This window comes from Sphingobacterium multivorum (assembly GCF_039511225.1).
Taxonomy (GTDB): domain Bacteria; phylum Bacteroidota; class Bacteroidia; order Sphingobacteriales; family Sphingobacteriaceae; genus Sphingobacterium.
The window spans coordinates 2,073,352-2,085,859 of the sequence record NZ_CP154261.1; the positions used below are offsets into that span (position 1 = coordinate 2,073,352).

Here is a 12,508-nt window from a genome sequence, read left to right on the forward strand (position 1 = left end):
AACAAATGTATAAAAATTATGCACAACTTGGTCGTGCCCTACACGATCAAACGCAACAAATGAAAAACAGCGATCGCCCAGATATTTGGGGTAGGCCGCAATGGAGGGGAAACATTATGCGCATATCGCTTACAACCATCATGATGTCTTGTTGTCTGCTTCATGTTGGAGCTAAAACATACGGACAGAACATATCGATACATGAGAAATCAGTGTCGTTGAGAAAGGTTTTTTCGGAGATCAATAAGCAGACTGGCTATTCTTATGTATGGGCGGCCACAACTATTGATCCCGATACAAAGGTTAACTTAACTGTTAAAAAGGAGTCGTTGGGAAATGCACTTTGGAAGTTATTGGGCGATTTGGATCTCGATTTTGAGATCAAGGGGAAGATTATTGTCGTACACGAAAAATCTCAACAGACTCAACGATCGATCACTAATCAGTTAATGACGGTAAAAGGTTTTATTGTCGATTATAACAACAGACCGCTTCAAGGCGCAACGATTCGTGTAAAAGGTGTTCCAAAAGGAACCGTTACAGATCAGCATGGTTATTTTGAAATTAATGGCGTTAGTTCGAATAGCTTTTTGGACATTACAATGGTCGGATTTGCTCCATTTACGATTGCAGCTAAGTCGGATTTAGGTACAATCAACTTAAGGGCATTGGATGAGCAATTGGAGGAAGTGAACATTACGGTCAATACAGGATACCAAAAAATAAGCAAAGAAAGAGCCGCAGGATCAATTGCACAGGTCACTGCCAAAGACATGGAAGGACGGCTTCAACCTAATTTATTGGACCGGATCGATGGATTGTTGCCCGGACTAAATTTGGTGCGAAATACATCAAGTCCGCAGAATTCTAAAAATAATCTGGGTATCGAGGTGCGTGGTCGTTCCACCATCAACGCTCAGGCTGCTCCGCTAATCGTTGTTGACGGAATGCCTTTTGAAGGCGACTTAACAGCAATTAATCCCAATGATATTGCTGCTATAACGGTTCTAAAAGACGCATCGGCAGCTTCTATCTACGGGGTACGCTCCTCCAATGGTGTCATTGTGATCACAACAAAAATAGGTAACGCCGGTAAAACAAAAATCGATTATAGTAATACGCTTTCTTTTAGAGGACTTCCAAGCCGCAGCTACCTCAATCAGATGAGTAGTGCTGAATTGGTTAACTTTCAAAAGGAAATGTTTAATTATCGTTCGGGAGATTATGCTGCCATTGATCCGAGAAAATCAATGAATGATGTGTATCGAATTTTGTACGATCGCAAAGGTGGCGTGATTTCGGAAGAAGAGATGGAAAAACGTCTGGATGTATACCGAAATCGTGACCGCTTCAGTCAAATGGATAAATTTCTGAATACCACTCGATTTGATCAGCAGCATAACCTCGCTATTTCGGGCGGATCCGATCGTTATACCTATCATTATTCCCTCAATTATACACAGCCTGGAGATTACAACAAAGGTCGTGCGACAAATAAAGAGCTGGGATTCAGTCTGAAAAATAATTTTAAGTTTACCGATTGGTTTAGTTTACGCGCAAATGTATTGGGAAAAAATCAAAATAGGGAGGGCGATATTGGCTTCAATTTCTACGATAACTATATGGGGGGCAAAGCGTCCTATTATCTGCTTGAAAATGAAGACGGTTCTCCGGCGCAATGGTATAATTCAAAATCTCAATTTGAAATAGACCGGTTAAAAGCCTTAGGACTGGAAGATGAGACCTATATTCCATTAAATCATGTTGCCGCGATTCACGAAAAATTTTATAATAAATACATTAACCTAAATTTTGCGGCCAATTTTAAAATTATCAAAGGATTGGATTTTGACCTATCCTATCAAAGTGAACGAACGGAAGGGTATAATGGCACATTGAATAGGAAAAATGCCCAATCGGTTGTAGGTATGGTGAATGACGCCACCCAAATTGGAAAAGACGGATTAATCAAACGTAATATTCCACAGGGGGGACAATTTGCCGAACAGCGTAACGATGTCAATAGCTATACCTTACGTGGTCAATTCAACTATCAATATAACAGTCGTGATAAACATGAAATTGTGGCTATTGCAGGCGCCGAACGTAGGCAGATTAACAATCGTTATACAAATATTTATAAATACGGCTACGATGAAAGCAGCTTAGTTTATAAAGGGATTAATGAAGAGCTTTTTGGGATTCAAATCCAAAATACACAGGCACTTTTTAATAGCTATTCCATTTCAAAAAGAGAGACTGGGTTTAAGGATTTAGTCGATAGATTTGTTTCCTTCTATGCCAATGGATCTTATACCTATGATCGTAAGTTGACTTTAAGTGGAAGCATCCGGATGGATCAATCTAATTTGTTTGGGACAAATATTAAAAATCAATACAAACCTCTTTGGTCCATAGGCGCCTTATATCATCTACCAAAAATTGATTGGGAACCATTAGATCGTTGGTCGGTACGTGCCACTTATGGCGTAAATGGAAATGTGCCAAAGGATAATGGACCATATTTGATTTCAAGGGTGAATAACAACCTGAACTACTTCAACGGTGAAATGCAAGCCTACATTGATTCTCCCCCAAATCCATTGTTGCGATGGGAGCGAACAAAAGTATTCAATTTAGGCTTTGATTTTTCACTATTTAAAGATAGACTTACAACTACCCTTGATATCTACAATAAAAAAACCGCTGATTTATTGGGGAATACACCTTTGGATCCGACGTTAGGATGGGATATGGTGTTACTTAATTATGGTGATATGCAGAATAGCGGGATCGAGTTGGGGCTGAATGGTAAGGTGATTCAAGGTAAAAACTTCAGCTGGAACAGTACACTGAATTTTAGCTACAACAAAAATAAGATCACAAATCTCTACGTTGAGCAGAATACGCCGTATTACTACTATTATGCTCCTCAAAATCGTGTTGGAATCCCAATGGGTAGTTTGTATAGTATAGATTATGCAGGATTAAATGAGAAGGGGAGACCTTTGGCACGAAAGGCTGATGGCAGTCTGGTAGAGACCACGCAAAAATTGACCGTCGATGATTTAATCTACGAAGGTACAACAGTACCTCCCTATACCGTTTCTTTCAGAAATGGATTTAAGTATAAAGATTTGACGCTTTCCTTTATGTTTATTTTCAATGGCGGTCATGTGATGCGCGGAGTTCATCCAGAGTTCTTGAGTAAATACGCGGAGCTGAACTACAATAGTAACTTCGACAAATTATGGTTGAATTATTGGAAGAACCCAGGTGATGAAAGTAACCCTGATATTGCTCCTGCATTTGTTTCTGCTGCTTCAGGTAATATTTCCGATATTTTCAATGCTGCACATAAATTTGTTCAGAAGGCTGACTATATTAAATTGCGCGATATTTCATTATCCTACAGCCTTCCAGCACAATGGATTGCCCCGACAAAACTTTCTTATGTGCGTCTGACAGGACAGGTATTGAATGCATGGCGTTGGGTGGCTAACAAGGATAATCTTGATCCTGAGGTTTGGGCCGGGTTTAGTACAGTAACCAGTCCAAGTAGAGGTATACAAGCACCTACAATTTACAATTTAGGCGTATCTGTAGGATTTTAATAAGAAAATATCATGAGAAAAATATATATAGGATTGCTATTCGGTTTATTGACATTGAATAGCTGTAACAAATACTTGGATATTAAACCAAAAGGTTTTACAATTCCAGAAAATCTGAATGATTACAAATTGCTTCTAAACGATCAATCTTTAGTAAGGGCTTCCGCTGTTTATCCGAACTATTTAGTAGATAATTTACAGTCCGGAGATCCTCAGGATGTACAATCGGCAGCAAGCTATGACTATTATGACTATGTAAAAAAACAACTCTATAGCTTTGCTCACGGTGCGATATTTGAAGATGGCCAGTATGATCCATACTGGGAATCGGCTTATAGCCACATATTCACTTACAATGTTGTTATTAACAATGTATTGGCAGCAACAGAGGGATCGGAAGCCGAAAAGAAAAGGGTTTGGGCTGAGGCTAAGGTCGGTCGTGCATTTGAATACCTTAGTCTAGTGAATATCTATGCCGCTCATTATAATCCTGCAAGTGCCACAAAAGATCTAGGGGTACCTTTGGTGCTGAAAGAGGATATCAATCAAAAATACGAACGTGTATCTGTTCAGGCGATCTATGATCAGGTAATTAGCGATCTTAATGACGCGTTGCCAAATTTGAGTACAGTGCAGTCAAATAGATTTCAAGCAGTACGTTCCGTCGGTTTCTCTTTTCTAAGTCGCGTTTATCTCTATCAGGGAAAATACAAAGAGGCCCTTGAGAATGCAAAACAAGCACTTGCTGTGAATAAAACGCTCATTGATTATAGTTTATATACCAATAAGGACAAGACGACTTGGGGACGAGTTTGTCTTAAAACAGATAATTCGGTTCAATTTCCCGATTCTAGAACGAATATGGAGGCTGTATGGTCTCGGTTAGGAACAAGTTCCCTAGGTAGCCCCAATGCCGAGTTTTATGCCTCTAAAGAGCTGATTGATACTTACGCCAAAGATTTGCCTGCAGGTGCAAAGGACAAACGTTATGAATTATTTTTCTGTCGCGATCAGGCCTCATTTGGACCCAATATCGTGAAATTTCCCGGTCGGGTTTTATTTGCACCTTACGTCGAATTTAGTACAGGATTTAATACGCCTGAATTGTTTTTGATTGCTGCAGAAGCCGCTGTCCGCACAGGTAATACGGCAGAGGCACTAAGTTTCTTGAATACATTAAGAAATAGCCGAATAGAAAATAATAAGGTGTTAACCTCAACGGATCCAAAAGTCGTTTTACAGACGGTACTTGACGAAAGACGTCGTGAAATGCCCTTTATGGCATCCGATAGGTTGATCGATTTGAAGCGACTCGCTATAGCAGATAATTTTAAGAAGTCAATTCAACATCCATTGGCCGGGAAAATTTTCGAAATGGAATCAACGGATGCCCGGATGATCCTTCCAGTTCCGCCCAAGGTACTTTCGTTGAATCCGGGAATTCCCCAATACGAACGATAACAAAACTACATATAGACCGCTCATCCTAATCTATTTCTATCAGCATAGAGATTGATTAGGATCTTAATAAAAAAAAATGAAAAAGATACTAATGACAGCATTAGCTTTTACACAGTCGATGCTATTGTTTGCACAAGAACATATACAGTTTCAGAAGCTCACTTTTGGTCAGGTAAAGGAATTGGCCAAACAGGAAAATAAGCTGATTTTCTTAGATGGATTTACCTCCTGGTGCGCTCCTTGTAAATGGATGGAAAGTAATGTGTTTTCACAGCCTGAAGTCGCTCGTTATTTTAATAGCAGGTTTATCAATACTAAATTTGACTGTGAGATAGGAGAGGGCGTAGATATTGCTAAATTATACCAAATCAGAAGTTTTCCCACGTATTTATTTTTAGATGGGCAGGGGACATTGATCTATAGAACCCAGTCTCGCATGGAAGCCGATCTTTTCTTGAAGCAGGCAGAGCAAGCTAATGATCCCAATTTTCAGATCCCCAATTTGCGTAAATCATATGATTTGGGTATGCGGGAGTCGAACTTCCTGATTCGCTATATTAAAGTGATGGAACAAACCGATAGTCAAGCAGCGAATGCAGCGAAAAAGGCATTGGACAGCATGGCTACCGATGAATTTTTGAGGAGCTCAAATGGATGGGAGACCATAAAAATGATGGCACAAAGTCTGGATGATCGCTACGGAAAATTTTTTGAGTCGAACAAATCTTATTTTAAAAGCATAGCCGTGCCGGCAGATTTTGCAAAAAAAGAGGCACAGCTGCTACGTTATGCCATGTATGGCTATATCAGAGATCATAAAGTAGATGAGTTTAATGCTGGTGTAGCTTATTTTGAAGGGTTAAAAGATCCAGAACAAAAAATAGAAGCTGCACTGTATAAAGTAGAATGGACAGCTGCACATGGTAACGATAAGGATTTTGTTACCCTCACGAATGTCTTAAGAAAAGGCCTGCTCAAAAATGAGGACGAGAGATTGAGTTTTATTGCCCGTCGCAATGCCAATGCAAAAGGAAATATTGCAAATCCAATCATACTAAAACAATGCTATGTGCTGGCCAAACAGGCAGTCGGATTGAATCCCTCAAGTTATTCCAATCAAGGGACATTGGCCGATATTTGTATCGCATTGAAAAAAAAGAAAGAAGCTATTCAAGCTGCAGAAGCTGCACGTGGCTTGGCTGAACTCGAAACTTCAAAAATTATTAAACTGGCCGATGCACTTGTGGCACGTGCTAAAGCACTGTAATAGTCAATATGAAAAAAATAGCTACATCCATATTCTTGGTTTTAAGTTGTCTTGGGACAGTATTTGCTCAAGGACAGCCCTTTCAATTAACAATAAAGGGAAAACAATTTCCCGCAAAATCTAAAGCATTTGTTCGCTACATCGTGGACAGAAAACTGACAATTGACTCTATTAATTTTGGACCCAATGATGTGATCTATAAAGGGGAAATTATGGAACCAACACAAGTCATGTTATTTTATTCCAAAGATGGTGCTTCCTTCTTTAGCCGCAAAGGTGGCCCGATGGAGCGTCTTACATTTTATGTAGATCCTATGGAACCCAATACGCAAATCACTGTTCAAAGTCCTTTTGAGTCTTCCCTGGTGAAAGGTGGTAAACTGCAGGTAGCCTATAAGCAGTATCAAGATTATTTAAACTCCTATGAGAAAAAGCTTATGGTTCAGCAGTCTAAAAGAGCTGATTTGTATCAGGCAAAAAATCGTGACGAGAATGCGCTCAACCAAATTGCGCAAGAAATAGACAAGATCGAAACAGAGCGTAAGAAGGCGCAGCGAAATTTTATCGTCAATAATCCAGACAATTACTTCAGTTTGTTGGCCTTGCAGGAAGTTGCCAGCTACGATGATAATGTAGTTACCACCGAACCTTTGTTTTTCAATTTGTCATCGAGATTAAGGCAAACAGCTATTGGGAAAAAATTGGATGCAGCTATTCAACTGGCAAAAAAACTAGGAATAGGACAGCCGGCTTTAGATTTTGCACAGATAACTCCTGAAGGTAAAGAGTTAAAACTTTCAGATTTTAAAGGTAAATACGTGCTTTTGGATTTTTGGGCGTCATGGTGCGGTCCCTGTCGTGCAGAGAACCCTAATCTGGTGAAAGCCTATCAAAAATTTAAAGGATCAAAATTTGAGATACTGGGTGTTTCACTCGATAAACCAGGAAAGAAAGATAACTGGCTGAAAGCGATTGAACAAGATGGATTAACCTGGCCTCAGGTGTCTGATCTGAATGGTTGGCAAAACCAAGCGGCTCAATTGTACGGTATTCAAGCTATCCCGCAAAATTACCTCATCTCTCCCGAAGGTAAGATCGTAGGAATTAACTTAAAAGGAGTAAAGTTGATGGAGAAACTCGAAGAGTTACTTAAATAACATAAGAAGGGGCATTGCAATTTGCCCCTTCTTAATTTTTCCTGCCATTCTTTGTTATTTTTTTGCAAAAAGACAATCACAAAGCCAGAAAAATGACACTGGATTTTGACGTTAGAAAGAAATCTGTTCCTTGAAGCCCGCTATTTTTTCCCTCAAACTATTGAGGTGTTCCGGATTGATTACACCATTATCCTGATCAAAATTTTCGTAAAATTTGGGAAGCGAAAATGTTTCTTTTATGATAGCGCCAAACTGCGGGAAGAATTTCTGCGCTTCGGCCATTACATTTCCACCACCATAACCTCCGGGTGACGTTGTCATAAGCAACATGGGTTTGTCTTGGAAAACTTTAACATTTATTCTAGATGCCCAGTCGAATACGTTTTTAAATGCTACGCTATAGGAGCGATTATTCTCTGCGAGGGAACAAATGATCACGTCACAGGAGGCAATATGATCAAGGAAAAGCTGTGCTTCCTGTGGGAACCCATTCTTTTCAAGGTCTACAGAAAAGACAGGCATGTTATAGTCATTCAGGTCGATCAAATTAATCTCATGCCCCTCGAAGCTTTTAAGTACAAATTTGACCAATTGTTTGTTAATCGATGTGGAAGAATTACTCCCTGCGAAAGCGAATATTTTCATGTTTTATTCTTTATGATTATCGGTTGTTTAAATTTAGTTAATTTCCCGAAACAATTGGAGATTTAGACTTGACTTGTCGTTTCTGATAGGTTTTGATGATATGGTATAAATGTTTGAAATCGTCGCTATGCATATTTCGTTCATTTATTATCATGATTAAATTATCTGTTGCCTGAAGTTCTATGATTCTGAATTTAAAATATTTTTCCTCCTTACTGAATAACTTTATGATATTAAGCGGATTCCGAAAGTGATTCATATCAATTACTTTTTTTGTATATCTGGTTATATGACACATATTTAAATCCTTTCGATATAATCCACCTAAGTTTACTTTGGTAAGTGTATCTCCATTGATTTCGAAGTGCTCAAATCTCCAAACGCCTGTAAATATGATGAGCCCACAGCAAGTCTCCCATATTATCCCTAACAGAGAAATGGAATACTTAGAAATTATTATTGGGAATATAGCAATACAACCAAAAAGAAGAATAAGTATAGGAAATGTATAATCACAGCGCAACTTGATATTCTTTTTATCCATGAGAAATTGCTGTTTTATTTTTCCGTCTTAAAAATGGAGTATAACGGAATATCATAATACCGGCCATCTTTCTTTAAATGTTGTTTTAACAGCGCTTCTTTTTTCATGCCTATTTTTTCCATGACTTTCCCCGAAGCCGGGTTATGGGGGAAGTAGGTCGCAAAGATTTTGTTAAAGTTTAACTCTTTAAATCCAAACTCAATGATTGCTTTTGCAGCTTCCGTGACATAACCATTATTCCAATAAGGAATAGCAATCCAGTATCCCAACTCAGCCTTGTCCGAGCCTTCATCATGCAGACCAATAGCTCCGATCAGTTTTTTATCTTTATTTCGAATAGCAAAAGTGAATCCTTTACGATTGGCAAACGCTTCTTCGGCTAATTTAAGCCAATATTCAGCATCTTCTTTTCGGTATGGATAGGGAATATTTGAGGTAAAGTCCGAATAAACCTTGTCTTGCAGATAGTCTACAATCTGTGGAATATCAGTCGTTTCAATGGCGTTGAGAATGAGTCGTTCTGTCTCTAATTGTGGGAAATTTTTCATTTGATTAAGTCTTCAATATGGCTAAAATGAAATTACGGGTTACTTAGTTTTTATAAATGTAGGGAAGTTTTATGAGATTCTTTTCCTTATATTTTTATCGTCCTCCCTTATAATCGCACAAGTCAAATAATGCATAACGGTTTAAAGAATAGATATTAAGAGCTAGATTCTTTACTTTCAATTGGATGACTTTCTAACAGCTCGATACGCCCTTCAATAATCAGCAAATAAAAGTTTTCGAAACAATCCTGATAGATCTTTTGCTCCAATGATTTTATTTCCTCAAAGAGACGTTCTTTCGCCACAGCAGCGTAACATATCTCATTTTTTGATGCTGTTATCGTTTCTTGGCAGGGCGTATCGTGAAGCTGTTTGTACAGGTCGCCTAAATCTGAAATGTCTTCACTGCGATGGTAGAAAGGTGAAACCACACCCAAAAGTCTTCTTGATTTTTATAGGGATGAGGTAATAATTGAACCGACGTATTTCTAAATAGATCTCCCGGATGCTTCTTATAACGGAAATGAGTGGCTGTGGTCTTTAAACTATTCATAAAGCTAATTTGTCTGTAGGTTTACAAAAAATAATTCAAGAATAAAGATATCATCTTAAATATCGGTATTTTTTTAGTATTAAAAATTTACTAGTGTTAAAACTAATTGGATGTAATATGATACAGAATGGACACAATAACGAAGCTCCACCGATCTATTCTGCTAAAAGAATACATGGATTTAATATTATACTATTAGCCCCAGAGAATTCTGATGAGAACGGATATTGTGAATACAAATAATCCGATATAGAATATGTTTGTCCCATGTTTTCTGTCATGATCAGAGTAAGAAAATATCCGTTCACCAGTCGGAAGACTCTTTTTAGAACTAAACAACATATACCCGATTGCAATGCCTAAAAGTCCACCTAGAAGGGCTGAAATATAGCCAAAAATAATCCAATACTTCTGTTGTGGTTCCGGTTCCCGTAGTTGCATGAGCCGCTCATGTTTCAAAAGATCAAGTTTTTCCTGATCAATCTCTTTCCCTCTTTTTAATAAAATTTCTCTGGCAAGCGCATAGTCCAATTTGTTCCATTCATCGGGTTTTTGCAGGATTTCGAAAAGCTCTTCGTCGGAAAATTGGTACAGGTAGTGGTCATCTTCAACCAGTGGGAGAGACTGCATTTCCTGCTCTTCTAAAATAGATTCTGCATTTGCGAAATTGGCGGGGTCTATTTGAATCTCATATTGGTGTCCTACCGTATTTCCAGAAAATGTAATATCCACAGGGGGTAGATTATCAGCCAACCGCGTTTTTACATCTCTATCCGAAAGTAGCTGATGACATTCCTGAGCTTCCTCTAAGCTAGTAAACCTTTTTAATACGATATAGTTATCCATATGATCAATTATTTTTTTAATACCTGTATTTATGACCATTCGACAGCCCAATGCCTTTGTGCAATCTTGGCTATTTGCCGTAACAGTTGCTGCAAAAATCGGACGTGAATGTGTGAAACAGCGGATTAATTTATGTAGTGTTTTTTTGAATAAAGTTAATAAAGCCAGTTTGATACTTTTCAGCTTAAAGATAGTAAAATCATATCCGATTTTATATGAACAACAAAAGAATCCTATCTATATAAGATGAATAAAGTTTGATTCGTCACATTTTTGGTGGGATTCATCACATTTTTCTGTATTATGTTTTCATTTCAGTTAATATTGTCTTATCAAAACCAATAACATGAAATTGAAAGACGTAAGAAAAATAGAATTTTGGATGGCTACTATTGTATTTCTCGCTGTTGTTTATGCTTTGCTTGTTGATACAAACAATCGGGATGATAGTGGTATGCATAACTATTTCATTGGTCAGAAAATAAACTACTCCTATTTTTTTAATTTTTTTGTTCCTAAGTTTAGCTATTATCTGCTTCTATATTTGATGTTTCTCGCATTAAATTTTGTTCTTATTCCTGCGCTCATCAATAAAAAAAGGGAGTTGTTGAATTATTCATTACTAGCTGCTCTGATCTTGATATCCGGACTGATTTTAGGTGTATGCCGGACTTATAGCCATACCTATGAGCTTATAGATTTTGATAGTATTCAAAGAGGCTATAATAGCATGTTTTTTAAGTCCTTAACACAAGCAGTTCTATGGACAATTGTAATTTCTCTATACACCTGCATGCAATTTTTGATCAGCTATCTGCTTAAAAACAGGGTTGAAAACCCGGCTATACAAAAGCAGCTAAAAATGGATTTGGCCTTTGGAATTGGCTTTTGGTTTATCGGATTGTTTTTTTTGATCATATCTCACTCGCATTACCAACTTTCGGTGTTATGGACTTTGGTCGTGTTGTCTGCGGTTGGTATCGTAATCTATTCCTTATACTATTTGTTGCCAAAATTACATGAAAAACAAAAGAAATTCCGCGACTTCTTTTGGATTATCGCTGCGGTGAGTTTGGTTTTAGTTATACCATTAAGCATATTGGCCCTATTCTTCTTTAACCAGAACGGTGAAGTGATCTTTATCGTTGCCATGTTTCATTTACCCACGCAATTATTGGTTAGCGTTCCGCTTTCCTGGTTTCTCTTTAAAAAACGTCTAATGCGTCACAACGAAATTGCCTCCTTACGTACGGAGCTCGGTCAGTCGGACGCAAATCTGACTTTTCTGAAATCCCAAATAAACCCACACTTTTTATTTAATGCCCTAAACACATTGTATGGCACGGCATTACAGGAAAAAGCCGAACGGACAGGGGAGGGAATTCAGCGATTGGGCGATATGATGCGGTTTATGCTCCATGAAAATACGCAAGATAAAATCTCGTTGACGCGTGAAATAGAATACCTGAATAATTACATCGCTTTACAGACCCTGCGGACTTCGATGTCAGACAAGATTACCATTACAACGGAAATTGAAGAGCAGTTTGAAAATTATCAAATTACACCGATGTTGCTTATACCCTTCGTTGAGAATGCGTTTAAGCATGGTATAAGCCTTCAGAAATCGTCTTATATTAAAATCTCCTTGCAAGTGCGGGACCAGGTTTTGTTTTTCGATGTGAGTAATAGCATTAATCCGAAAAGTGATCGTGATCCCGAAAAACTAAAAAGTGGTGTCGGTTTGGAGAATGTACGCCAACGTCTTTCATTGCTATATCGAGATCGACATGAACTGATGATACGTGAAAATGCCAATGAGTTTTTTGTCCATTTAACATTACATCTTTAGATCTAACTCGTGTCATTTACA

At 38.1% G+C, this 12,508-nt stretch carries 9 protein-coding genes; 5 read left to right on the forward strand and 4 right to left on the reverse strand.

Annotated elements, in window-relative coordinates:
* Positions 1–5 precede the first annotated feature (5 nt).
* The 4 genes from AAH582_RS08515 to AAH582_RS08530 all read left to right on the forward strand — a co-directional run bounded on the left by AAH582_RS08515 (position 6) and on the right by AAH582_RS08530 (position 7,499).
* A complete protein-coding gene (locus AAH582_RS08515; RefSeq protein ID WP_343321826.1) occupies positions 6–3,614 on the forward strand; it encodes a SusC/RagA family TonB-linked outer membrane protein in 3,609 nt (1,202 codons plus the stop codon).
* 12 nt (positions 3,615–3,626) lie between these two features.
* Positions 3,627–5,075: a RagB/SusD family nutrient uptake outer membrane protein gene (locus tag AAH582_RS08520; RefSeq protein ID WP_343321827.1), complete on the forward strand. Its 1,449-nt coding sequence runs from the start codon at positions 3,627–3,629 to the stop codon at positions 5,073–5,075.
* Positions 5,076–5,151: 76 nt separating this feature from the next.
* Positions 5,152–6,342, forward strand: a complete 1,191-nt coding sequence (locus AAH582_RS08525; RefSeq protein WP_343321828.1) for a thioredoxin family protein — start codon at positions 5,152–5,154, stop codon at positions 6,340–6,342.
* Between the two features lie 8 nt (positions 6,343–6,350).
* Positions 6,351–7,499: a peroxiredoxin family protein gene (locus AAH582_RS08530; RefSeq protein WP_046675701.1), complete on the forward strand. Its 1,149-nt coding sequence runs from the start codon at positions 6,351–6,353 to the stop codon at positions 7,497–7,499.
* Between the two features lie 111 nt (positions 7,500–7,610).
* On the opposite strand, the gene AAH582_RS08535 is transcribed toward AAH582_RS08530, so the two are convergent.
* From AAH582_RS08535 to AAH582_RS08550, 4 genes are all read right to left on the reverse strand, one after another.
* Positions 7,611–8,144, reverse strand: coding sequence for an NADPH-dependent FMN reductase (locus tag AAH582_RS08535; protein WP_046675702.1), 534 nt, complete (start codon positions 8,142–8,144; stop codon positions 7,611–7,613).
* Positions 8,145–8,702: 558 nt separating this feature from the next.
* Positions 8,703–9,236 carry a GNAT family N-acetyltransferase gene (locus AAH582_RS08540; protein ID WP_046675704.1) on the reverse strand — a complete coding sequence of 178 codons (534 nt, stop codon included), beginning with the start codon at positions 9,234–9,236 and terminating at the stop codon, positions 8,703–8,705.
* 155 nt (positions 9,237–9,391) lie between these two features.
* Positions 9,392–9,667 (reverse strand): hypothetical protein, encoded by a 276-nt coding sequence (locus tag AAH582_RS08545; RefSeq protein ID WP_343321829.1) that lies wholly within the window; start codon positions 9,665–9,667, stop codon positions 9,392–9,394.
* A 317-nt stretch (positions 9,668–9,984) separates the two neighbouring features.
* Positions 9,985–10,635, reverse strand: a complete 651-nt coding sequence (locus AAH582_RS08550; RefSeq protein ID WP_046675706.1) for a hypothetical protein — start codon at positions 10,633–10,635, stop codon at positions 9,985–9,987.
* 346 nt (positions 10,636–10,981) lie between these two features.
* Here AAH582_RS08550 and AAH582_RS08555 point away from each other — a divergent pair, with 346 nt between their 5' ends.
* Positions 10,982–12,487, forward strand: coding sequence for a sensor histidine kinase (locus tag AAH582_RS08555; protein ID WP_343321830.1), 1,506 nt, complete (start codon positions 10,982–10,984; stop codon positions 12,485–12,487).
* Positions 12,488–12,508: the final 21 nt, after the last annotated feature.

Coding starts and splice junctions, on each gene's coding strand:
- AAH582_RS08515 (WP_343321826.1), top strand. CDS start 6: ATGTATAAAAATTATGCACAACTTGGTCGTGCCCTACACGATCAAACG.
- AAH582_RS08520 (WP_343321827.1), top strand. CDS start 3,627: ATGAGAAAAATATATATAGGATTGCTATTCGGTTTATTGACATTGAAT.
- AAH582_RS08525 (WP_343321828.1), top strand. CDS start 5,152: ATGAAAAAGATACTAATGACAGCATTAGCTTTTACACAGTCGATGCTA.
- AAH582_RS08530 (WP_046675701.1), top strand. CDS start 6,351: ATGAAAAAAATAGCTACATCCATATTCTTGGTTTTAAGTTGTCTTGGG.
- AAH582_RS08535 (WP_046675702.1), bottom strand. CDS start 8,144: ATGAAAATATTCGCTTTCGCAGGGAGTAATTCTTCCACATCGATTAAC.
- AAH582_RS08540 (WP_046675704.1), bottom strand. CDS start 9,236: ATGAAAAATTTCCCACAATTAGAGACAGAACGACTCATTCTCAACGCC.
- AAH582_RS08550 (WP_046675706.1), bottom strand. CDS start 10,635: ATGGATAACTATATCGTATTAAAAAGGTTTACTAGCTTAGAGGAAGCT.
- AAH582_RS08555 (WP_343321830.1), top strand. CDS start 10,982: ATGAAATTGAAAGACGTAAGAAAAATAGAATTTTGGATGGCTACTATT.